This is a genomic window from Silvimonas sp. JCM 19000, assembly GCF_054652575.1.
Genome location: NZ_BAAIHC010000002.1, coordinates 1 through 21877, shown reverse-complemented (window position 1 = coordinate 21877; position 21877 = coordinate 1). Strand labels below are relative to the sequence as shown.

At 61.2% G+C, this 21877-nt stretch carries 20 protein-coding genes; 5 read left to right on the top strand and 15 right to left on the bottom strand.

Annotated features, from left to right (window positions below):
• Positions 1-275 precede the first annotated feature (275 nt).
• On the top strand, positions 276-875 hold the full coding sequence (locus ACYQ1A_RS02405) for a bactofilin family protein (RefSeq protein WP_499359923.1): 600 nt from the start codon (positions 276-278) through the stop codon (positions 873-875).
• 183 nt (positions 876-1058) lie between these two features.
• Positions 1059-2753: an oxaloacetate-decarboxylating malate dehydrogenase gene (gene maeA / locus ACYQ1A_RS02400; protein WP_499359921.1), complete on the top strand. Its 1695-nt coding sequence runs from the start codon at positions 1059-1061 to the stop codon at positions 2751-2753.
• Positions 2754-2897: 144 nt separating this feature from the next.
• Here the strand turns inward: maeA and malQ are convergent, their stop codons facing one another.
• The 4 genes from malQ to ACYQ1A_RS02380 form a co-directional block, all read right to left on the bottom strand.
• Positions 2898-5024: a 4-alpha-glucanotransferase gene (malQ, locus tag ACYQ1A_RS02395; RefSeq protein WP_499359919.1), complete on the bottom strand. Its 2127-nt coding sequence runs from the start codon at positions 5022-5024 to the stop codon at positions 2898-2900.
• Between the two features lie 205 nt (positions 5025-5229).
• A complete protein-coding gene (locus ACYQ1A_RS02390; protein ID WP_499359917.1) occupies positions 5230-6552 on the bottom strand; it encodes a cation:proton antiporter in 1323 nt (440 codons plus the stop codon).
• A gap of 23 nt (positions 6553-6575) precedes the next feature.
• Positions 6576-7574: a hypothetical protein gene (locus ACYQ1A_RS02385; RefSeq protein WP_499359916.1), complete on the bottom strand. Its 999-nt coding sequence runs from the start codon at positions 7572-7574 to the stop codon at positions 6576-6578.
• A gap of 104 nt (positions 7575-7678) precedes the next feature.
• Positions 7679-7825, bottom strand: a complete 147-nt coding sequence (locus tag ACYQ1A_RS02380; RefSeq protein WP_499359914.1) for a hypothetical protein — start codon at positions 7823-7825, stop codon at positions 7679-7681.
• 348 nt (positions 7826-8173) lie between these two features.
• On the opposite strand from ACYQ1A_RS02380, the gene ACYQ1A_RS02375 reads away from it, so the two are divergent.
• Positions 8174-8722, top strand: coding sequence for an NADPH-dependent FMN reductase (locus ACYQ1A_RS02375; protein ID WP_499359912.1), 549 nt, complete (start codon positions 8174-8176; stop codon positions 8720-8722).
• 154 nt (positions 8723-8876) lie between these two features.
• Here ACYQ1A_RS02375 and ACYQ1A_RS02370 read toward each other — a convergent pair whose 3' ends face one another.
• From ACYQ1A_RS02370 to ACYQ1A_RS02320, 11 genes are all read right to left on the bottom strand, one after another.
• A complete protein-coding gene (locus tag ACYQ1A_RS02370) occupies positions 8877-9983 on the bottom strand; it encodes a flagellar basal body P-ring protein FlgI (protein WP_499359911.1) in 1107 nt (368 codons plus the stop codon).
• A 13-nt stretch (positions 9984-9996) separates the two neighbouring features.
• Complete coding sequence (locus ACYQ1A_RS02365) at positions 9997-10683, bottom strand: flagellar basal body L-ring protein FlgH (protein ID WP_499359910.1); 687 nt, start codon at positions 10681-10683, stop codon at positions 9997-9999.
• A gap of 22 nt (positions 10684-10705) precedes the next feature.
• On the bottom strand, positions 10706-11491 hold the full coding sequence (gene flgG, locus ACYQ1A_RS02360) for a flagellar basal-body rod protein FlgG (protein WP_499359909.1): 786 nt from the start codon (positions 11489-11491) through the stop codon (positions 10706-10708).
• A gap of 60 nt (positions 11492-11551) precedes the next feature.
• The gene (gene flgF, locus ACYQ1A_RS02355) at positions 11552-12289 is read right to left on the bottom strand and encodes a flagellar basal-body rod protein FlgF (RefSeq protein WP_062223956.1); all 738 of its coding nucleotides are present in this window, start codon (positions 12287-12289) and stop codon (positions 11552-11554) included.
• A 43-nt stretch (positions 12290-12332) separates the two neighbouring features.
• A complete protein-coding gene (flgE, locus tag ACYQ1A_RS02350) occupies positions 12333-13655 on the bottom strand; it encodes a flagellar hook protein FlgE (RefSeq protein ID WP_499359907.1) in 1323 nt (440 codons plus the stop codon).
• A gap of 100 nt (positions 13656-13755) precedes the next feature.
• Entirely contained in the window at positions 13756-14496 is a 741-nt protein-coding gene (locus ACYQ1A_RS02345; RefSeq protein ID WP_499359906.1) for a flagellar hook assembly protein FlgD, read from the bottom strand.
• Positions 14497-14519: 23 nt separating this feature from the next.
• Positions 14520-14933, bottom strand: coding sequence for a flagellar basal body rod protein FlgC (gene flgC / locus ACYQ1A_RS02340; protein ID WP_062223945.1), 414 nt, complete (start codon positions 14931-14933; stop codon positions 14520-14522).
• A gap of 13 nt (positions 14934-14946) precedes the next feature.
• The gene (gene flgB / locus ACYQ1A_RS02335; RefSeq protein WP_062223943.1) at positions 14947-15360 is read right to left on the bottom strand and encodes a flagellar basal body rod protein FlgB; all 414 of its coding nucleotides are present in this window, start codon (positions 15358-15360) and stop codon (positions 14947-14949) included.
• 655 nt (positions 15361-16015) lie between these two features.
• A complete protein-coding gene (locus tag ACYQ1A_RS02330; RefSeq protein WP_499359905.1) occupies positions 16016-17068 on the bottom strand; it encodes an NAD(P)-dependent alcohol dehydrogenase in 1053 nt (350 codons plus the stop codon).
• Positions 17069-17259: 191 nt separating this feature from the next.
• A complete protein-coding gene (locus ACYQ1A_RS02325) occupies positions 17260-18930 on the bottom strand; it encodes a methyl-accepting chemotaxis protein (RefSeq protein WP_499359904.1) in 1671 nt (556 codons plus the stop codon).
• A gap of 167 nt (positions 18931-19097) precedes the next feature.
• Entirely contained in the window at positions 19098-19571 is a 474-nt protein-coding gene (locus ACYQ1A_RS02320; RefSeq protein WP_499359903.1) for a WbuC family cupin fold metalloprotein, read from the bottom strand.
• A 230-nt stretch (positions 19572-19801) separates the two neighbouring features.
• Between ACYQ1A_RS02320 and ACYQ1A_RS02315 the strand changes: the two genes are divergently transcribed.
• Together ACYQ1A_RS02315 and ACYQ1A_RS02310 are read left to right on the top strand one after the other, a co-directional pair.
• Positions 19802-20893 carry a hypothetical protein gene (locus ACYQ1A_RS02315; protein ID WP_062224940.1) on the top strand — a complete coding sequence of 364 codons (1092 nt, stop codon included), beginning with the start codon at positions 19802-19804 and terminating at the stop codon, positions 20891-20893.
• A gap of 14 nt (positions 20894-20907) precedes the next feature.
• Positions 20908-21225, top strand: coding sequence for a (2Fe-2S) ferredoxin domain-containing protein (locus tag ACYQ1A_RS02310; RefSeq protein WP_499359901.1), 318 nt, complete (start codon positions 20908-20910; stop codon positions 21223-21225).
• Positions 21226-21877 lie beyond the last annotated feature (652 nt).

Below are 21877 nucleotides of genomic sequence, written 5' to 3'. Positions count from 1 at the left end.
CTTGGGGGTAACGCACCCCACGCATCATTCTTTCAAGACAGCGCTGTCGTTAATTCGGGACAGCGTTTTTTGTTTTTAAAACAACCACATAAAGCGATCAGCTCAAGTGCTTGTTGCCGTAGGGCGACGCTTTTGTGCCGCCCATGCCCGACCGGCGGCAAGCTCACCGCGCAAGCCCTTGAAAACACTCAGCTTTGGCAAACTGGCACGCCCCTTGCAATAAGGTGGATAGACGCGGCACACACGGCAGGTCGCGCGTAATCCAAGGAGTACCCATGTTTTCCAAGCAAAGCCCAATTCTCAAGACCCCCGGCAACAGCATCAGCGAGCGCCACGGCGTACGCACCGGCAGCCCGGGCGTCTATCCGGCCCCGCCGCTCAGCGCTGAACCGTTTGCGGCCGAGGCCAGCGCCAGCAGTGCCACATCCAGCCCGGCTGCGGCTGCCAGCGTGGCCGAATCTCCCGTCACCGAAACCCGTGCCAGCACGGCTGAAGTCAGCGGCAGCCGTTTGATCGTTGGCCCGGACGTCAAACTGAAAGGCGCCGAGATCCTCGATTGCGACACGCTGGTGGTGGAAGGCCGCGTGGAAGCCACCATGGATAGCCGCGTCATCCGCATTGCCGAAGGCGGCTCGTTCAGTGGCAAGGTCGGCATTGATGTCGCCGAAATCTACGGCGTGTTTGAAGGCGAACTGACCGCACGCGATCAGTTGATCATCCACGCCACCGGCCGCGTCAAAGGCAAGATCCGCTACGGCAAATTGCTGATCGAATCCGGCGGTGCCATCTCGGGCGAAATCGAAACCCTGAGCGAAGCGCGTTTTAACGATGAGCGCATCAGCAACGTCAAACCTTTACTCAGCGCTGCTGGCTAAACCAGCGCGGCGCAGCACTCTCGTTCAACCGTTTTTGTGTTGTCCAGCACGCTTCCCGGATAAGCCCGCCCCAGGCTTATCCGTTTTTTTTGCCTGCCGTTTGATCATTATCAAAATGTGCATTCCGGCTTACTAATACCCTGCCCAGTTCATCGCCAGGGCAGTACGCCCGCAAGGAGTGCCATGAACAATCCCGCCGCCCCCTTCTCCGCCCACGCCCATGACACCATCGAAACCGCGCTGGCCGGCTATCAATTGCTGGCCGACCCCCTGCTGAACAAAGGCACGGCGTTCTCCGAAGCCGAGCGCAGCGAATTCGATCTGCACGGCTTGTTACCCCCGCACATTGCCACGCTGCAAGAGCAGGTTACCCGCCGCATAGAAGCATTACGCGCCATGCCGGATCACGTCAGCCGCCAGGTGTTTCTGCGCGAAATCCAGGACAGCAACGAAGCGCTGTTCTACGCCATCCTGACCAGCGATCTGGAGGAATGGCTGCCGGTGGTGCACGTGCCCACGGTGGCGCACGCCAGCCGCCATTTCAGCCGCCACTACCGCCGTCCACGCGGCTTGTTTCTGGGCTACCCGCAACGTGCGCAAATGGCCCGCATGTTGTCGCAACCGCACCTGGACCAGATTGAAACCATCGTCATCAGCGACGGCGAGCACGTGGCCGGCTTCGGCGACCAGGGCGCCAATGCCATGGCCATGTCGATCGGTGCGGCGTCGCTGCACAGCGCTTGCGCCGGGCTTGATCCCGCCACCGTGCTACCCATCCTGCTTGATCTGGGCACCGACAATCCGGCCTGTCTGGAAGACCCGCTGTACGTGGGCTGGCGCCATGCCCGCGTGCGCGGCGCGGCGCGTGAAGCCCTGATTGATGATCTGATCGACACGGTGCGCGAACGCTGGCCGCATGTGGTGGTGCAGTGGGAAAACCTGGCCCATGCCGACGCCCGCCGCGTGCTGGCGCGTCGCCGCGGTGATCTATGCATGTTCAGCAACAACATCCAGGGCACGGCCGTGGTGGCGCTGGCTACCATTTTGAGTGCGTTGCAAGCTTTGCAAGCCGGGCTGAGTGGCCAGCGCATCGTCATCTTTGGCGCAGGCGCGGCCGGGACCGGCATCGCGCGTTTGCTGGTGGTCAGCCTGATGCAACAAGGGCTGACATCGGACCAGGCGCATGCCCGTATCTGGATGATCGATCGCGATGGCCTGCTGCTGGGCGACCCGAGCAATCCGTTTGCGCGCGCCGCCAGCGAATGGCCGGACTATCGCATCGGCACGCCAATTACGCTGCAGCAAGTGATCGACGCAGTGCACCCGTCCGTGCTGATTGGCACATCCGGTCAGGCTGGTGCATTTGATGAAGCTTGCGTGCGCAGCATGGCCGCACAGTGCGAGCGTCCGGTGATCCTGCCCTTGTCCAATCCGGGCAGCCATTGTGAAGCCATCCCCAGTGACTTGCTGGCATGGACCGACGGCAAAGCACTGGTGGGCACCGGCAGCCCGTTTGCGCCAGTGGGACATGACGGCCAGCAGCATGTGATTACGCAAAGCAATAATGCCTACGCTTTCCCCGGCCTGGCACTGGGGGCTGTGGCGGTCAAGGCGTCGGCCCTTTCGGACGGGATGTTGTTGGCGGCGGCCCAAGCCCTTGCCGAACTGCGCCCGGCTGGCGGCAGCGACCATGGTCTGCTGCCCCCAATCAACACCTTGCGTGAAGTGGCGCGGCGGGTGGCGGTGGCAGTGGGCGAACAGGCCATTGTGGACGGTCTGGCGCAGGACGATGGCACCCCGGTGGCCTTGCGGGTGCAACGCAAGATCTGGGCCCCGCATTACCGCGCCATGCGTCGCGTTTACCCCGTCGTCGCATAACCACGCATGGGGTAGTCTAGACCCACCTATCAAAGCCGCAGGTCAAGCTCAGCGCGCCTGGCGGGCCACTTTGATGGGCGGGTTTGGCCCCACCCTATGCGTTGCTGCGGCTTAGCCACACTGGTGTGCGGCCCGGGCTGCGTTTTACGCCTTGTTCAGCCAGCCTAGAATGCGCTGCTGCACGCTGGCGTCATCAAACACATGCTCCACCGGCACCGGTAGCCGGATGCGCCAGTTCGGATATTCATCGATCGTGCCCGGCAGGTTCTGTTCTTCTTCCAGCGCCAGCAAATCTTCCAGCGGCGCCAATGCCAACGGGCTGGGGGTGGCGGCCACGGCGGTGAGCGCGGCGTCGACCAGAGCGCGGCCGTCTTCCGGAATGGGCGTGCCTTCCGGCCCTGCGCCAAAGCCGGTGCCTGCCGCGTGCAGCATCTGCGCCATTTGCTGCCGTTCCCGCTCCCGCTCAGCCTGGGCGGCGGGCAGATCGGTGATCAAACCCGCTTGCAAGCGCGCATCCAGATCGCGGCCATGCCACCAACCCGCCAGCGGCGCCATATCGTGCGTGGACGACACCGCCACCGCGTTATGTCGCCATTGGGACGGGGGGATGAATTGATTGTCCCAACGCTGAAACAGCAAAGGCTGCAGGCCAGGCACACCGACTGCGGCCAGCGCCTGGCGTAACTCATCTTCCACCGTACCCAGATCCTCACCGATGACCACACAGCGCTGCCGCGCCGATTCCAGCGCCACCAGCCGTGCCAGATCGGGCAAGGGCATGCGCAGATAAACGCCCTCGCCCGCCGGCGCACCATCCGGCACCAGCCACAAGCGCCCCAGGCCAGCGGCGTGATCGATGCGGATGGCACTGGCGTGCATATTGGCGCGCAACAATTCGACAAAAGCGCCAAAGCCGTGCTCGCGCAGTTTGATGGGCGACAGCGTGGTCAGGCCCCAGCTCTGCCCCTGCATGTTGTAGTCATCCGGCGGCGCGCCCAGCGACACCCCATGCAACATATCGTGCTGACGGCTCCAGGCGTGGCTGCCCGCCGGATCAGAACCCACCGCCAGATCAACCATCAGCCCCAGCGGCATGCTGCTGGCCGCGTCGCGCGCGGCCCGGTATTGCGTTAGCGCCAGCCATTGCATAAACAGATGCAGCTGCACCAGCCGCGCTTGCTCGGCCACAAAGGTCAGCACGCCCGGATGATTCAGGTCGCGCAAATGCGCCGGCCAGTTTTTCCAGTGATGCATGGCCGGATCGCCCGTCTGTACCAGCAGGGTGTGCTGGATGGCCTCGTACCAGGCGTGATGCAACAGCGCCAGCGGCGGCGCGGCTTCAAAGCGCAGAAATTCTTGCCACAGGGGGCGTTCGGGCGCGCTGCTGGCGCGCTCGAACAGGGCCTGCGCCAGGGCGCGTTTGGCGACGGCGGCGCGGGGCCAGTCCAGTTGCTCACGCGCCTGCAGCGCGTTGAGTTCATTCTGCAGTTCCGGCGTCAGCGCCGCCGCAAACAAATCGGCGCCGAAGCCCGCTTCCAGATCCACATATAAATCGTTAAAAGCCAGCCGGCTGGAGGGTGAGTACGGGCTGAACTGGCCGGGCTGGCTGGCAAACATTGCATGCAAGGGGCTGAGCAAGACGCCATGCAGACCGACCTTGCTGGCTTGCTCGGCCAGGGTGCCCAGCGCGGTATAAGTGCCGAGGCCACCCTGAGTGCCGCGCTCGGCGCGCAAACCATACAGCTGGGCTGCGGTGGCGCGTAGCTGCCGCCGATCCAGCCCGACCACGCGCTGCGCGTCCGGCACGGTCCAGCAACGCTCGGGTGCGACGGCCAGCGTGTAGTGGCGCTCGCCGATATGCAGTTGGTGATAGCCCGGCGTCGACGGCATCAGCTCGGTGATGATGTGACCGTCCGGGCCGTGCTGCAGCGTGCCGCCGAGGGCGCCCGCGCCTTCCAGCTCGATCAGGTAATTCTGTCCGGCATCAAACGCGCTACCGGGCAACACCAGCGGCTGCGCCACGGTGGCGGTAAACCAGGGGTTGGTGGCACGCTCGGCCTGGTCACGCAGTGCGCGCGCCGTATCGGCGGCTTGTTCCGCAGTGGCGCACGGCAGGCCAAGACGGCCAAACACATTCCGCAGTACGTCGGCATCGGGCGTATGTATCCGGCCGAGAATGTCTTGCCAGCGCATTTGTATGCCAGCGGCGAGTGCGAGTTGTTCGAGTCCGGCGTCTGGCGCCTGGGGCGAGTGGGAAAAAAATGAATCCATCGGGCAGCCCCTTAAGCATTTGCTGGAATGCTAACGAGTGTGAGCCAGTTCTCACCATCCGCCATCCGCCCCGTGGCGCGCAGGAATCGACCGACAGCTTTGTAGTCCATGGGGTGGAACCCAGCAGCCTGGTCCGGCCCCACCACGCAAGCTGGTGCCAGCGTCACGGCCCGCCAGCATGGGCTGTGCGCGCGGACAAACCACGCTATTGCGCGCGTCCGGCCATATTCCTGCGGTTCTGGTAACGCTCGTACAACCACGCCAGCGGCGTGGCCGACAGTCCATGCGCCACGATGGAGATCGCGACGATGGTGAGTATGATGCCCGCCATACGATCCCCCAGCGGCCCGGGCAGCCCGGCGTTGATGGCATAGCTGACGTAAAACAAGGAGCTGACGCCACGGATGCCAAACCACTCGATCAAACGGGCCTGCACCGGTCGCACGCTGGTGCCGATCAGGCCGAGGTACACCGAAACTGGCCGCACCACCACAAACAACATAAAGGCCGGCAACAGCGCGGGCCACGACCAGAAGCCAGCACTGAGCAAACAGCCAATCAAGAACACCATGGCAAATTCAGCCATGTGTTCCAGTTGTTCATTAAAGACCAGAACCTTTAGCGCCAGCCACGCCGGGGCTTTTTCCGGATGGCTGGCGGCATCGGCTTCGTTGCCGACCTCGACCGCGCCCACTGCTTCTTCCGGGCCACGGCCGCTGCTATGCCGATGTTCAATGCGGCGCAAGGCCACGCCCGCGGCAAATACGGCCAGAAAGCCGTTGCACACGCAGAGCTGCGCCAGGCCATAGGCCATAAAAATGGTGCCGAGCGCGACGAACTCATCCAGCCCCATCGCCGCGCGCCGCAAGCGCAAATAGGGGATGCCGTGTCCTACCAGCGTTCCCAGCAGCAAGCCAACCCCCACGCCACCGAGCATGCCCCAGACCACGTCCATACCAAACCACGTCCACAAGCCGGGATTTTTGCCGGGCAATAAAAACGTCAGCGCCAGCACCACAAACGGCATCGCTACACCGTCGTTCATACCGGCTTCACCGGTCAGGCTGAAGCGCACCGCGTCTTTGTCACCCGGGTTCTGCACGGTTACTTCCGATGCCAGGGCTGGATCAGTCGGCGCCAGCATCGCGCCCAGCAGCAATGCGGAGGCCAGGTCCATGCCCAAGGCAAACACGCACACCAGCGTCATCAGCCCGATCGACAACACCAGCGTCGGCAAGGCCAGTCGCAAGGCGATGCGCCAACGCGGATCGGTAAAGGGCAGACGTAATTTAAGACCGGCAGAAAACAGCGACAGAATCAGCGCCACTTCGCAGGCCAGCTGCAACATATGGGCGTGATGTGAGGGATGGAGCCGGATCAGGTTGAATCCGGCCGGGCCCGCCGCAAGGCCGAGCACAAGATACAAAGTGGCAGTACTGATCGGCAGCCGCTTGAGCGTGCTGCCGATCACCACCATAAACAATAGCGACCCGCCGATCAGCAGCCACCAGACGGTTAACGATTCCATAAGGTGGCTTTAGCTCGGTTGTATCAAAGTCGGGGATCGGTACGCACGCTGGACGCATGCAGCCTGTCGTCAACCACAGGCTCCGCCAGCGTGCCGCTGGCATTGCGCGCAGTCACCGGATCATTCACCACCACGCGATCCGGCGTAGCCGGGCCGTGGGTGCGGCGGATGGTGATCTCCGCTTCCGGGCGCACACCGGCAATCCCGCCCAGCAAACCCGCCAGGGCCCCGATCAGCAAGCCAAATGCGCCCCACAGCGAGGCCTGGGCCGCCGCTTTGGATGCAGTTTGTGCGGCTTGTTGTACTTGCTGGCGTGCCTGGGTCAACTGGCCTTCCCAGCGGCTGACTTGTTGATCGGCCTGCGTCGGGGTCTGGCCGGTGCGTTGCGACAGCGTTTGCACCAGTTGCGCCCGGTCAGTGGCATACGCTTCCGAACCGGCCTCGTCGGCCAGCAGACGCGCAGCAGCAGCGCGGACTTGCTCATCGCTGACTGCGGCTTTGGCGGCCTGGGCATCGCTGGATGCGCCATTGCTACCCAGCAAGCCCTGCACCTGGCGTTGGACAAAGGCCGGGGTATCGCTCTGGCTGGCACCGGCGGCGGCAGCGGTCACACCTACGCCCACGCTATGCGCCACGGCGCCTAGCGTCGACACAAACAAAAACGCGCCCAGCAAGGTGGTGATGGCCCAGACCAGCACGCCATGCAAAGCGCCATCCTGTTTCTGCAAAGTGCCGGACAGACGCGCCGCGGTCCAGCCGCCGAGCACCAGCGAAATCACGCTGGACACGGTCCACCACAAAATCGAGCCAAGGCCCGCGCCATTCAGGCTATCGCCGTTGCGCGCTGCCATATTCAGCAAAGAAAATCCGATACCCGCGCCGAGCAAACTAAAGAACAACTGCACGGCCAAGGCGACCGCCACCCCAGCCAGCGCGGCGCCCCAACGCGTGCGCTTGAGCGCGCCGCCCTCGGCATCCACCATCACCGGCTCGGTCGCTACATCCAGCGTGATATGACTCATGATTTGTGTCTCCGGGTGCGGCGCGACGGTGTAATCCACGGCGCGCCAGATACGCAATACGCCCGGCTGTTTACAGCGCGGGCGTGGTGCGAGGCTTCATCGGCTTAGAGATGAAACAGAAAATAGACCAGCAGCAAAACGGTAAACGGAACGCCCAGCAGCCATGCCAGAAAGTACTTGCCCATGATGATTCTCCCTGCGGTGAGTTCGGTGACATCGCCCTGTTGCAATGTCTTATCCAGTGATTGCATCGTAGGCTGGGCGCGGGTTTGCGCCTGTCAGTGCGCGCGCGCGATTCTGGTGCGGGCAGTCCCGATTCGCCGGTAGGTGCAGTCCCACATGGGGCCGACTGCGGCGGGCAATCTCGCATCCCGGCGGTACTCGTGATCCTCACGTACACACGGTACGCTCCGGTCACTGCGTTCCGGCGGTATGCAAGCTTGCCGCACCGCAGCCGCCCCAGTGCATTGCGGTCATCGTCTGTTAACCGGGCTGATCGAACTTGCAACCCGTCCTGGAACCATGCCGGGGCGCGATCGCGCTAGCTGATGTTCTAGACTGAGGGCTGTTCCGCTTTAGCCCCTCACAGGAGAAAACGTATGGCCCATCAAGTGGCAATTCTGGTCGGCAGCCTGCGCAAGGCGTCGTTTAATCGCAAGACCGCACATGCGCTGATTGATCTGGCACCGCCGTCTTTGCAATTGCAGATTCTGGAGATCGGCGAGCTGCCCTTGTACAACGAGGATATCGACGGCGACGAGCCGCCCGCGCCGTGGGTGACGTTTCGCGAGAAGTTGCACGCGGCCGAAGCCGTGCTGTTTATCACGCCGGAATACAACCGCTCGGTGCCGGGCGCGCTGAAGAATGCGATTGATGTGGGTTCACGCCCGTATGGCAAGAGCGGCTTCAGCGGCAAACCGGGCGGCGTGATCAGTGTGTCGCCGGGCGCGATTGGCGGCTTTGGCGCCAACCATCATCTGCGCCAGTCGCTGGTGTTTCTGGATGTGCTGGTGCTGCAACAACCCGAGGCCTATCTGGGCGGCGCGGGGCAGATGTTTGATGAGAATGATCAGCCCACCGAACGTACCGAGCAGTTCTTGCGCAAGTACGTGGAAGCGTTCGAGGGCTGGGTAAAACGCTTCAAATAGGGTGGGTCATGACCCACCAGTCAAAGGCATATCCACAAGCGTTGCGCCTGGCATGCCACTTTGAATGGTGGGTCAATAACTATCAATCAAAGCGGTATCTCGAGACATGTGGCTCGGTTACGCGGCTTTGGATGGTGGGTCTAGACCCACCCTATTAGATGATTTGCAAGTCGGCTTTGAGGCTGCCTGCGGCTTTCATCGCTTGCAGTATCGCCAGCAAATCCTGCGGCGTCGCGCCGACAGCATTGAGCGCGCGCACCACGTCGCGCAAGTTGGATGCCTTGGGCAGCCGCACGATCGGGCCTTTGTCGGCATCAATCTGGATATCCGCATTGGTATTGCGTGCGGTGCGGCCGCCCGACAGCGGCGGCGGTTGTACCACGGTGTTGATGGCGTTGATGGTCACGGTCAGATTGCCGTGCGAAATTGCGCATGGGTCCACCGTCACCGCCTGGTTCATCACCACCGAACCGGTGCGCGCGTTGATGATCACGCGGGCGGCAACATCGGCCGGGGTGACATCCAGCGTTTCCAGCTTGCTCAAAAAAGTGACGCGCTGGTTGGTGTCTTCCGGCGCGCGAATCTGGATCACGCGGCCGTCCATGGCGGACGCCACCGGGCCAAACGCGCTATTGATTGCGGTAACCACATGGTTGGCGACGGTAAAGTTGGTCTCCAGCAATTCCAGCTGCACAAAATCACCCTGCCCCACGCCGCCGGGCACCGCGCGTTCCACCGTGGCCCCGCCGGGAATACGCCCGGTGGCCAACTGGTTGATGGTGGTACTTGAGCCACCGGCCGAAGCACCCGCCCCTGCCACCAGCACATTGCCCTGCGCCATGGCGTAAATCTGGTTATCCACGCCCTTTAACGGCGTCATCACCAAGGTACCGCCGCGCAAGGATTTGGCGTTACCTATCGACGACACAGTGATATCGAGCGGTTGTCCCGGCCGGGCAAAGGCCGGCAGTGCGGCGGTAACGGTGACGGCCGCCACGTTCTTGAGCTGCAGATTGCCGCCGCTGGGCACTTGCACGCCCAGGTTGTTGAGCATGTTGGTGACCGATTGCACGGTAAACGGCGTTTGCGTGGTCTGGTCACCGCTGCCGTCCAGACCCACCACCAGGCCATAACCAATCAACTGGTTGGGGCGCACGCCGGCAAAGGTGGCGATATCCCTGATCTTGTCCGCACGTGCGGTCATGGCCGTCATGCTGAACAACAGGGCCAGCATGACGCTGCCGATACGCAAAAGCCGCATGATGATTCAATCCTTAGAACGGGCTGACGCTCTGGAACAAACGCTGCATCCAGCCCATGGTATTAGCGTCGGCTATCGTGCCCACGCCCACTTGTTCAATCCGGGCATCGCCCACTTTGGTCGAGGCGATGGTGTTGCCCGCGGCGATATCGGTCGGATTTACCACCCCCGTCAAACGCAAAGTGTTGACGTGGCCGCCGATGCCGATCTGCTTCTCACCACCAATCTGCAAATTGCCGTTGGACAGCACATCCGTCACCGACACCGTGATCGCGCCGGTAAAGGTATTGGTGTTGTTGGCCTGGCCGGTGCCGGTGAACTTGTTATCGCCCGAGGTGGTGGCGGTGCCGCTGCTCAGGAAAGTACGCAAGAAGCCCGGAATGATGGGCAAAGAGCCGGTGCCGGTCAGGCTCAGGCTGCCATTGCGTTCGCTGGCGGTATTGACCTTGTTGGCCGCGTTGAGGTTTTCCGAAATCGTAATCGTGAGCAAGTCACCGATATGCCGCGCCACGCGTTCTTCAAACAACTGGCGCGAATTGGCCGACTGGAAAATAGCGCCCTGATTGTAATTGGCCTGCAGCCCCGGTTCCGGGCGCACGGTAGTGGGCGCGGTGATGATCGTGGTGGTCGGCGCCGACGAGCACGCGGCCAGCACGGCGGCGGTACTGGCCAACAGGCCAAAGCGGACGATGGCGTTCATGATCTTTCCTCTACGACGGCAATTACAACTGCGTGAGCTTCTGCAACATCTGGTCCGACGTCTGCACCGAGCGGCTGTTGATTTCATAAGCGCGCTGCGCCTGGATCATGTTGACCAGTTCTTCGGTGACGTTAACGTTGGAGGTTTCGATATACCCCTGGTTGATGGCACCCAGGCCGTTGGTGCCGGGCGTGCCCACCGTCGGCGCGCCGGAGGCATTGGTTTCCAGATACAGGTTGTCGCCGATGGCTTGCAGACCGGGGTCGTTGATAAATGTGGCCAGCTGTATGGTGCCCAGCGTCACCGGCGCATTCGAGGCGTTATTGACCACGGCCGTCACCGTGCCATCTTTGGCAATCGACAACGACGTGGTGCCGGCTGGCACTTGCAGCGCGGGTTGCAAGGCCAGGCCGTTTGCGGTCACCACATTGCCCTGGTTATCCAGCTGGAACGAACCATCACGCGTATAGGCGGTGGTGCCATCCGATTGCGCAATCTGGAAGAAACCCGCGCCGTTAATGGCGATATCGAGCTGGCCTTCGGTCAGCTGCAAGTTACCTTGCTGGAAAATCCGCGCCGTCGCCACCGGGCGCACACCGGTACCCAGTTGCAGGCCGGTGGGCGATTGCGAAGTCTGGCTGGTGGCCGCGCCGGGCTGGCGCAGGTTTTGATACAGCAGATCTTCAAAAATCGGACGTTCGCGTTTGTAACCGGTGGTGGCCACGTTGGCGAGGTTATGCGAGATCACGTCGACGTTGGTCTGCATGGCATCCATGCCCGTCTTGGCGATCCACAGTGAACGCATCATGGTGCGGTTTCCTCGTTGGCGATTGTTGGTTTCGTTGTTGTTATGTCAGATCAGCGCGGCTTAGCTGCTGAACTGGATCAGCGTCGCGGCCGAGCGCGCGTTGGTGTCTTCGTTCTGGATCATCTGCACTTGCAGGTCGTAATGGCGTTGCGCGCTGATCATGTTGACCAGTTCGGACACCGCATTGACGTTGCTGTTTTCCAGCGACGAGCCCTGCACTTTGACGTTGGCATCAGCCTGCGCCGTCTGGCCATCGCGCTGGCGGAACAAGCCATCGCTGCCCTTGGCCAGCAGATTGGTGGCCGGGTTGACCAGCTTGAGCTGGCCCAGGTCTATGGTGTTGGCCGGGTTGTCACGCGGTACGCCGGTAACGGTGCCGTCCGCAGCAAAAGACACATTGGTGTTTTCCGGCACGGTGATCGGGCCGTTGGTGCCCAGCACGGTCAGGCCGTTGCGCGTTTTGAGCAAACCGGCCGCGTCGATCTCGAAGCCGCCGTTGCGCGTGTAGGCCTCGCCGGTGCTGGTCTGCACGGTAAACCAGCCGTCACCGTCGATTGCCGCATCCAGATCGCGCCCGGTGAACTGCTCCGAACCGGGGGTGAAATCCTGGCCGGTGGTTTGCGCCACCACAAAGGCGCGCGTCGGCTCGCCGCCGCCCAACACCGGCACGGCACGAAACGCATCCAGATCGGCCCGAAAACCTGGCGTCGACACGTTAGCCAGATTGTTCGAGACGGTGGCTTGCCGGTTCATGGCCTGTTTGGCCCCGGTCATAGACACATAAATAAGCCGATCCATGCGTTGCGTTTGCCTGTATCTGTGCTGCGGGTTAGTGCGTTAATTACGCCAGGTTAACGATGGTTTGCAGGATGGTGTCCTGCGCCTTGATCGTCTGGGCATTGGCCTGGTAGTTACGCTGCGCGGTAATCAGATTGACCAGTTCATTGGTCAGATCGACGTTGGAATCTTCCACCGCCGACGATTGCAGCGAACCCAGGTTACCGGTGTTGGGGTCGCCAATAATCGGCTGGCCCGAGGCAAAGGTCGAAGACCAGCGGTTGTCACCCAGCGGCTGCAGGCCCTGATTGTTTTCAAACGACGCCAGCACGATCTGGCCGATGTTCTTGGTCTGGCCGTTGGAGTAGTTACCCACCACCACGCCATCCGAACCAATCGACAAACCGGTGATGGTGCCGTCGGCGTAGCCGTCCTGTGTTAGTGCGGTGACGTCAAACGGGCTACCGAATTGCGTGCTCTTGGGGAAGGTGACGGCAAAGGTAAACGGGCTGGTGGCGCCGTTGGGGGCGGTCAGCGTGGTCGAAAAGGTAAAGCCCGACACGTTGCTGGCGGCGGTGCCGGTCAAGGGATCAGTCGGCACGGTGGTCGCGTCCAGCGCGCCGTTGCCGGTAAACATCAGATAACCATTGGTGCCGCCGGCGCCGGTCGGGGTGGGGGTACCACCGTCAAACGAGGTTTGCACTTCCCACTGGTTGGCCGCCACTTTGGTGAAATAAAACGACAGGTTGTGCGACACGCCTTGCGCATCGTAAACCGTGGCGGTGGTGGTGCTGGTATAGGTGGCCGGGTCGCTAATCGACAGCGGGCCCACGCCGGTGGGCGATGCTGCCCGGCTGATCACCGGCGATGAGGCATTCAGGTTGGTGGTCAGCGACAAACCGGCGTTGGCCGTGCCCGAGCCGCCGGTGGCGCGTGCGCCGATATTGCCGACAGTGACTTGCAACGGTTGCGGCGTGCCGCCTTTGATCAAGGCGCCGGTGGTGGCGCTGACGGGCCAGCCGGTCAGGTATTGGCCGTTGTTGACGATAAAGCCGGTGTTATCCAGTTGGAACTGGCCATTACGCGAATACGAAATCGAACCGGCCGCGCTTTGCATCCGGAAAAACCCGTTGCCGGTAATCGCAACATCCAGCGGGTTGCTGGTGGTCTCGACGTTACCCTGGCCGTATTGCTGCGCGATGTCCTTGATGCGGGTACCGATACCGGCCACGTTGGACGACGACGCAAAGGTCGAGGCATAGATATCGGCGAACTCAGCGCGCGATTCCTTGAAGCCAACCGTGTTGGCGTTGGCGATGTTGTTGCCGACGACGTCCAGGTTTTTGGACGATGCATTCAGACCGCTAAGACCTTGCTGGAAACCCATGGTGTTCTCCTGAATCCAGTACGTGGGCCGCGCTGGATTTGCCCTCCCCGGGCATCAAATCAATCAGTATTTAAAGGCCGTGTTTTATGGGTTGGTGCAATCAGGACGAGGTTGAGCTGGTGCTCGAACTGCTCGACGGGATTGCCGCGATCTGTTTGATGTCGCTGAGATTAACCTTGCTGCCGTCACCCAGCGTGACCTGGATGCCGCTGGAACCGAGTACCACGCTGGTGGCTTGCTGCCAGCCATCCACGGGCAGACTGTTGCTGGTGCCGCTGGCATCCGTGCCTTTGGCCACCAGTTTGTATTCGCCCTTGGCCACCTTGTTGCCGTTGGCGTCGGTGCCGTCCCATTCGATGTCGTTCATCTGGCCGGCGGTCGGCGTGCTGGTGAAGGTATCCACCACCGAACCGCTGCTGTTGACCACTTGCACCGTCATGCTTTGCGTACCGGTCGGCACATCCACCGAAGCGGAAACCGGATTGGTGCCATCAAAGGTAAACGAGCTGGTGGTCGGTGCCAGTACCGCTTTGCCGATCAGGCTGGCCGCTTGCAGCGACTGTGCCGAAGAACTGGAGGTGAGCAGCGACTGCAGATTGGCATTCACTTGCGCCAGGCTGGTCACCGTGCTGATCTGGGCCAGTTGCGAGGTGGTCTGCGCGCTATCCATCGGGTTGGTCGGATCCTGGTTCTGCAATTGCGTCACCAGCAATTTAAGAAACTGGTTTTGCTGGTCAGTGGCGGCCTGCGCTGCGGCCGAACCACTGGCTCCCGACGAAGTGGCGCTGGTGCTGTTCAGGCTGCTGAAGTCAAACGACTTGTTGCTCACGGAACTGGTCATGATGCATGTCTCCCGGACAAGACTTAAGCCGTACCCAGTTGCAACGTGCGTTGCACCAGCGTTTTGGCGGTATTCATTACGTCGGCATTGGTCTGATAGGCCCGCGAAGCCGACAACATATTGGTCATTTCTTCCACCACATTCACATTGGGCATGGCCACGTAACCGTTGCCGTCTGCCAGCGGATTGTGCGGATCGTATTGCAGGCGTGGCGGCGCTTGATCTTCCACCACATCGCGCACTTTGACGCCCACCCCGGCGCCGTTTTCGCTGCCGATGGCCGAAGCCTGAAACACCACTTGTTTGGCGCGATACGGCTGGCCGTTGGAGCTGGTCACCGAATCGGCGTTAGCCATATTGCTGGCCACCACGTTCAGGCGCATCGACTGCGCGGTCATGGCCGAAGCGGCGATATCAAAAGTGCGAAACATGCCCATGAGTTACACCCCGTTATTGCGACGACAAAGCGGCGCGATAGCTGGAAATTGCGTTTTGCATAAACGTGATCGACGCTTCGGACCGCAGCGTGTTGTCGGCGAAGTCACGCATTTCTACGTTCATGTCGACGGTGTTGCCATCGATCGACGGTTGGGTTTCGGTGCGGTATTTCAGCGTCGGCGCAAACGGGTCGATCTTGTTGGCCGGTTGCAGATGGCGCGCATCGGTTGTAGCCAGCGGGGCAGTGCTTTTGCCGCTGCTGGCGACAGCCGACTGGTAGGCGCTCTGGAAATCAAAATCGCGCGCTTTGTAGTTGGGGGTATCGGAGTTGGCGATATTGCTGGCGAGCACGTCCTGGCGGTAGCCGCGCAGTTTCATTGCGGTGGCTTGTTTGTCCAGGTATTGATCCATCATGCCGACGGCCATCGTGTTGCTCCTTTACGTTTGTGCGTAGAGAAGCATGAAGCATGCCAGGAATTATCTTATTGATAATCTTAGGAAAATTCTTTGTTTGGGGTGGCGGCAAGCGGGGGTCGGCAAGATTTGCCGGTGGTAGGTGGCAAGAACTCGCCATTGCGGCGGGTGGTTTTTTTTGGGGGGTAGTGTTGCAGCGGCTGTTGACGACCCTTAACCGCTTAGCCTGCGGCGCATTTTAGATACCCGGGGGTGCCCGGGAGCACGTCACTTTTCTTTGCTTCGCCAAAGAAAAGTAACCAAAAGAAAGGCGACCCTCCGCGCGATAAAGCTGCGCAGAAGGGATAAGGTCAAAAGCCGAAACTAACCGTCTGCATAACCGGGTTTTGCAGCTGCCGCTCCGCGGACGCGAGGCTCAGTCGGCGCCGCTGCGCGTCGCCTACCTTCGCCCGCTCAGGAAATGGTTGGGGTTTTGCACGCGGGGTTGCCTCGTTGCTGCGCAACATCGGGTGGGCGTGGCGGCTGAGTCGTGACAGTGAACGGCTGCACCGCGTGCTGATCGCGTCGTTTTTGCAAACCATGCCGTCTCATAGGGTGGGTCTAGACCCACCACCCAAAGCCATCAAGAGGTGCGTTGCTATCTGCCCCACCCAAAGCTGCCCCAGCATCACCCCAACGACGCAATATCAATCACAAAGCGATAGCGCACATCGCTCTTCAACATGCGGTCGTATGCGGTGTTGACGTCCTGGATATTGATCATCTCGACATCACACGTAATGCCTTTGTCGGCGCAGTAGTCCAGCATCTCCTGGGTTTCAGCGATGCCGCCGATTAACGAGCCACCCACCGAGATGCGTTTGCGCACCAGTGCGCCTGCGGCGAGGGGTGGGTCGATTGGTTCGAGCAGGCCTACCAGCACCAGTTGGCCATCCAGTTTTAACGTCGCCAGATAGGGGTTCAGATCGTGCTGATGCGGCACTGTGTCGAGGATGAAGTCGAACTGGCCGGCCACGGCTTTCATCTGGTCGGCGTCGGTGGAAATGACCACATGTTCCGCCCCCAGCCGGCGCGCTTCTTGTTCCTTGCCGGGCGAGCGCGAGAACAGCGTTACGTCCGCGCCCATGGCGTGGGCAAACTTGAGCGCCATATGCCCTAGCCCGCCTAGACCCACTACCGCAACTTTCTGACCGGGGCCCACCTTCCAGTGCTTGAGCGGCGAATAGGTGGTGATGCCGGCGCAGAGCAAAGGCGCGGCGGACTTGGGGTCGAGCGCGGCGGGGATGTGCAGCACGAATTTGTCACGCGCGACGATGCTTTGCGAATAACCGCCATAGGTGGGCGATTTGTCCTGGCGATCCAGCGAGTTGTAGGTCAGCGTGCTGCCTTCCAGACAGTATTGCTCCAGCCCCTGCTGGCATGGCGCGCAGTGTTGGCACGAATCAACCATGCAGCCCACCCCCACCAGATCACCCGCTTTGAATCCGCTCACCTCGCTGCCCACGGCTTTAACACGGCCGATGATCTCGTGGCCGGGCACCACGGGATAACGCGCATTGCCCCATTCGTTGCGGGCCACATGCAGATCGGTGTGGCAGACGCCGCAATACAGGATCTCGATATCGACGTCGTTGGCGCGTAGGTCACGGCGGTTAAAGCTGAACGGTGCAACGGGGGACGTGGCGGATTGCGCGGCGTAACCGCGAATATTCAAAGCCATGGCAGCAAACTCCTGAACCGGGGATGGCGAACATGATCGGGGCAAACCGCCAGCCGGGCGTCCGCCAAAGGACGGAGCGCCGGGCCGGTGGCCAGCCCTGTTTATAGATCAAGGCCTCGGTAGAGCCCTGCGGCGGCGCGCGAGTTCAGGTGGGCGCGCTGCTTGTGTCTGATTTCTAAATACCGGCGCGCTCAGTCCAGCAATTGCTGGAAATCCACCGCCATCATCACGCCGCCCCAATGCCGCCCGTTAACCCGGATCGGCATCGACACCAGGCCAAAGATATCGCCCACGTCGCGCACATAGGCCTGCATCATCACCGGTGCGGTGTCTTGCGCGCTTTGCTTCAGCATCGCGTTATCGCCGTAAAAGCGCTTGTCGCGACCGAAGGCGCGATTGCGTTCCACATCTGCGCCATGCGCCTGGCAATACTTGCTGACATGGGTGGGTGCGTAAACATGATCGGCCGCGCACATCACGGTCAGATCGGCGCCGGGCACGTTGGCGGTGTACTGGTCCAGCAGCGGGCGGAAGGTCTGGGCAAATGCGCCGTCGTAACTGGTGTGATATTGCGGCGGGTTGCTGCCGGCAATGGGCGTGTATTGCGTATCGAACAGATTGACGCCGCTGGCCGCCATGGCACTCAGGCGTTGCTCGAAATCAGTTTGCGCCGCTTGCAACTGGTTCAGCACGCGGTCGTAACGATAATCGCCGAGGCGGAAGGTGCTGATCGCCTTCATCGCATGTTCGGTGGCGGTATCCAGCTCGCCCATGGTGGCGGTGGCGCTGGTGGCACGGCCAGCCATTTCGCCGCTGTGCGCATGCATGGTGGACACGCTGGCGTGCACATGCTGATGGCCGCTGCGCATTTCTTCGATCGCAACACGAATCTCACCCACTTCGCGCTGCACTTTGGCCGCGCCGTCGACAAAGCCTTGCAACTGGCCGTTGGCCACATCCAGGCTGTCGGCCGCTTGTTCGATGCTGGTGTAGATCTGTTGCGCCGCGCTGGCGGTGCGTTCGGACTGGCCGCTGATGCTGGCGATCACCTGATTCACGCTGTCGGTCAGGCCATGGGTGCGTTCGGCCAGCTTGCGCACTTCGTCGGCCACCACGGCAAAACCACGCCCCTGCTCGCCCGCACGCGCCGCTTCGATGGCGGCATTCAGCGCCAGCAAATTGGTCTGGTCCGAAATCTCTTTGATCTGGGTGACGCTATTGGCGATGGTCTGGGTGGCGTTGACCAGCGCGTCGAGGTTATCGGTGAACTCGTGCATCACTTGCGCCACCTGGCGCGCGGTGCTGTTGGCCGCGCCAACATCGCGTTGCGTATGTTGCGCGGCATCGGTCAGATCGTTGGCGTAGCCGGAAATCACTTCAATGCTGCCATGCACATTGTCGACCGCTGCGCCCGCTTCGCTGACGCCGCTCAAAATCGATTCGGACAGGCGCTCTTGCTCTTGCGTACCCGCATGGATATCGCGAATCACCTTGCCGACGCGGGCTGATTGCATCGACACACGCACCTGATCCAGCCGGACTGCATGCAGGATATGCGCCAGATGGGCGCGCGCTTTATTAAAGGAAATGGCGGTATTGGCAAACGGGCCGCGCTCGGTCAGCTGCCATGCCAGGTCGCGCGCACGTTCGTCTTCGAGTGAAACCACTTCCAGGCGAAAGCGGATGATATCGGCCTTGACCAGCGATAGCGCACCTACGGCACCCACCGTAACCAGTATGGATACGCCAAACATGGTCCACGCCAGTCCGGGCGCGTAATGCCCCAAAAACAGTGCGGTGATGCCAGCGACGGTGTTGTGCGCCAGAAAGATGCCAATAAAGGCGATGAAAAGCTTGTTCATTACTGACCTCGGGGACGAGGGGCAGTATCCGCACCGCCCCTTAAAAACGAGGGCTCAGTATAAGGGACGGCGGCAAGCGCAATCGCGTTTGAAATGCCGCAGTTTGTGACGTGTTGGCATCGGCACAACACTTGCTGGAATGCGGGTTTCGCGATGTATCGCGTGTGTCAGAAATGGCTAAGCATAAAGGCCAGATAATCCTGCCAGCCCGCTTCACCTTCGCGCGGTGCCCAGTGGCCCCGTTCCGTCTCGGCCAGCGGCGCCCATGGCCCTTGTTTACTCTCGAAAAAAACCGAATCGGCGGCCAGCGCGACGATGCTGTGGAATACCCCGGTAGGGATATTGATACCACTGTTTTCACCACCCGCCTGCAACATACAGGCTTGTACGACCTTACCCGCCTCGTCAAAAATCAAACAGCCGAATTTGCCGCTCAGCACGATGATGCTCTCGTCCTTGCCCGCGTCGTGGTGGCAATGCGGCTGTACATAAGTACCGGGCTGCAGCGCGTTCAGCATGCGATGGCACGGCGACTCGTTGGTCGGATGAAAATTGAGATTCTTGCGCAAGCGCGGGCTGGCGGCAGCCCCGGCAGCGACATCGGCCAGCATGGCCTGATTGATCAGTTCGACGCGAGACATCAGCGGGTCCTCCGGACGAAAAAAAACCCGGGGGAGTTATGCCCCGGGTCCACCAACAACATCTACAAAGGAGAAACTATCAAGACGCAAAGCTGCATCCCAACAGGCTTTCAAATCTATCCAAATACCTGGATGGTGTCAAACGGTTACATGCATTTGCTGAGGGCGGCGTCAAGCGGCGTACTGGATAGAAACAGCGTATTATTTTGTCTTTTTATTGCGGCCAGCCCATGACACTGCCAGACCCCCGACTGTATCCGCGCGTCAATCCCAACAATCCGCTGATCCGCACGCTGATGTCGCTGCTGACCGAGCATGACGCCGCCCAGGTGATTGCCAAGCGCAAAACCCTGCATACGCAACTGGCCGAAGTGCTGGCCACGCAAGACCATGCCGCGCTCAATGCCGCGTTGACGCAAGCGCCGTCGCATTACGCTTACAGTGTGTTGTGGGAAGCACTACGGCAAGTGGTGGAACAGGCTGATCCTTACAGCGCCCAAACGGCCGTTTTGTTTGCGATTCCGCTAATTCTGGTGGCAGGCATCAAGGGCCAGGCGCAACTGCCGGGCAAGCTTGGCGATATCGACGCCATCCGCACCCTGCTGGAACAGCACGACGTAATCGCCGCCGATGCCGATGTGTATTTGTCGGCGCGGCTGGCGCACCCCGAACAGATGGCCAGCGTCAATCCCGCGCAACTGGCTTTATGGCGCGATCAACTGCAATACGCCAGCGGTGGCCTGCCCACGGCGCTGGAAGAAGCGCCGGTGCAGTTCAAGGATGAAGGCGTGTTCGCGCGCTTTATTATCGGCATTGCCATCCAGCGCAAAGACGCGCCGCCCGCCGTCAAACTCAATGCCCGCATCGGCGCATGGGGGGTGCCGCTGGCGCAGGAAATCGGTCGCCAGCTGCAAACCAATGGCGTGACGTTGTTTACCATTCCGCGCGCACCACAAAGCTGGCTGGCCGCGCAGGAATCGGCGCGTATGACCCAGAACGAGACCCGGCTGCAAGTGGCCACCAGCAATGCCTTGCGCAGCATCCGCAGCAACGGCCGCACGCCGGTGGTGGTGATGGCGGCGCATGATTCGGCCGAAATCCGCATTACTTTTGCCGCCCGGGAAGACAGCGAACGCTGGGAAGGCTTTGTCTGGCCGCTGGCGCCGCTGGACGACACCGCGCAAATCCTCGCTTTTGCCCAGGAATTGTTTGCCGAGTGCCATGTCGATGAAGTTCACGTCATCGACGCGGTGCAGCCCGATCGCGTGGGTGAACTACCCTTCTTTGTGACGGCGCACATTCCGCCGGTCGCGCATCACTGAAATCTGGAGCCAGCATGAGCGAACAGTTTTTCAAGCATCACGTGTTTTTCTGCACCAACCAGCGTGGCCCGGGTGAGACTTCCTGTAATGATTGCGGCGCTTCTGCCTTGCAGGCTTATGCCAAGGACAAGGTCAAAGCGCTAAAATTGCCGCGCGGCGAGGGCGGTGTACGTATCAACAAGGCTGGCTGCCTTGATCGTTGCGACGAGGGGCCGGTGCTGGTGATTTATCCGCAAGGCACGTGGTATCGCTATGTGGATCAGGAAGATATCGACGAGATTATTGAGCGACATCTGGTCAAAGATGAGGTTGTGGAGCGGTTGAAGATTTGACGGCAGGGAGGCTTGGCCTGCAGCGCATTTTGATGCTTGGGGTGGCTTGGTTTTTTGCGGGTGGGTTGGTCCGGCTTTGCCGGGTCTGAAACCTTTAACCGCTTAGCCTGCGGCGCATTTTTGATACCCGGGGGTGCCCGGGAGCACGTCACTTTTCTTTGCTTCGCCAAAGAAGAAGTAACCAAAAGAAAGGCGACCCCACTCGCGAATCCTTCGCTCGCCAGGGGGCCCGCAGGTCAAAAGCCGAAACGGACCGTCTGTTACTTCGATGGCCCAGCTGCCGCTCCGCGGACGCGACGCTCAGTCGGAGCCCCTTCGGGTCTCCTACCTTCGCGCGCTCAGGAGATGGCGCTGGTTTGCCAGGCGTGCTGGCCTCGTTGCCTTCGGCAACATCCGGTGGGCGTGGTGGCTGGGCCGTGACGATGATCCATAGGGTGGGTCGTGACCCACCAGCCAAAGCCATCGCTACATCACCGCGATTTGCACATCCCGCGCGGTCAACAACCTCAATAGGGGCTGCCCAGGTTTACGGCGGGTGACTTTGTCCGGCTTTGCCGGACCTGAAACCTTTTACCGCTTAGCCTGCGGCGCATTTTAGATACCCGGGGGTGCCCGGGAGCACGTCACTTTCTCCTACAGCCGAGAAAGTAAG

Excerpts from the sequence above, each read along its gene's own strand:
- ACYQ1A_RS02375 (WP_499359912.1), top strand. The coding sequence starts at position 8,174 with ATGGCCCATCAAGTGGCAATTCTGGTCGGCAGCCTGCGCAAGGCGTCG.
- ACYQ1A_RS02345 (WP_499359906.1), bottom strand. The coding sequence starts at position 14,496 with ATGACCAGTTCCGTGAGCAACAAGTCGTTTGACTTCAGCAGCCTGAAC.
- ACYQ1A_RS02315 (WP_062224940.1), top strand. The coding sequence starts at position 19,802 with ATGACACTGCCAGACCCCCGACTGTATCCGCGCGTCAATCCCAACAAT.
- maeA (WP_499359921.1), top strand. The coding sequence starts at position 1,059 with ATGAACAATCCCGCCGCCCCCTTCTCCGCCCACGCCCATGACACCATC.
- ACYQ1A_RS02390 (WP_499359917.1), bottom strand. The coding sequence starts at position 6,552 with ATGGAATCGTTAACCGTCTGGTGGCTGCTGATCGGCGGGTCGCTATTG.
- ACYQ1A_RS02405 (WP_499359923.1), top strand. The coding sequence starts at position 276 with ATGTTTTCCAAGCAAAGCCCAATTCTCAAGACCCCCGGCAACAGCATC.
- ACYQ1A_RS02365 (WP_499359910.1), bottom strand. The coding sequence starts at position 10,683 with ATGAACGCCATCGTCCGCTTTGGCCTGTTGGCCAGTACCGCCGCCGTG.
- ACYQ1A_RS02330 (WP_499359905.1), bottom strand. The coding sequence starts at position 17,068 with ATGGCTTTGAATATTCGCGGTTACGCCGCGCAATCCGCCACGTCCCCC.
- ACYQ1A_RS02370 (WP_499359911.1), bottom strand. The coding sequence starts at position 9,983 with ATGCGGCTTTTGCGTATCGGCAGCGTCATGCTGGCCCTGTTGTTCAGC.
- flgG (WP_499359909.1), bottom strand. The coding sequence starts at position 11,491 with ATGATGCGTTCACTGTGGATCGCCAAGACGGGCATGGATGCCATGCAG.
- flgF (WP_062223956.1), bottom strand. The coding sequence starts at position 12,289 with ATGGATCGGCTTATTTATGTGTCTATGACCGGGGCCAAACAGGCCATG.
- malQ (WP_499359919.1), bottom strand. The coding sequence starts at position 5,024 with ATGGATTCATTTTTTTCCCACTCGCCCCAGGCGCCAGACGCCGGACTC.
- ACYQ1A_RS02380 (WP_499359914.1), bottom strand. The coding sequence starts at position 7,825 with ATGCAATCACTGGATAAGACATTGCAACAGGGCGATGTCACCGAACTC.
- flgC (WP_062223945.1), bottom strand. The coding sequence starts at position 14,933 with ATGGGCATGTTTCGCACTTTTGATATCGCCGCTTCGGCCATGACCGCG.
- flgB (WP_062223943.1), bottom strand. The coding sequence starts at position 15,360 with ATGGCCGTCGGCATGATGGATCAATACCTGGACAAACAAGCCACCGCA.
- ACYQ1A_RS02385 (WP_499359916.1), bottom strand. The coding sequence starts at position 7,574 with ATGAGTCATATCACGCTGGATGTAGCGACCGAGCCGGTGATGGTGGAT.
- ACYQ1A_RS02325 (WP_499359904.1), bottom strand. The coding sequence starts at position 18,930 with ATGAACAAGCTTTTCATCGCCTTTATTGGCATCTTTCTGGCGCACAAC.
- flgE (WP_499359907.1), bottom strand. The coding sequence starts at position 13,655 with ATGGGTTTCCAGCAAGGTCTTAGCGGTCTGAATGCATCGTCCAAAAAC.
- ACYQ1A_RS02320 (WP_499359903.1), bottom strand. The coding sequence starts at position 19,571 with ATGTCTCGCGTCGAACTGATCAATCAGGCCATGCTGGCCGATGTCGCT.
- ACYQ1A_RS02310 (WP_499359901.1), top strand. The coding sequence starts at position 20,908 with ATGAGCGAACAGTTTTTCAAGCATCACGTGTTTTTCTGCACCAACCAG.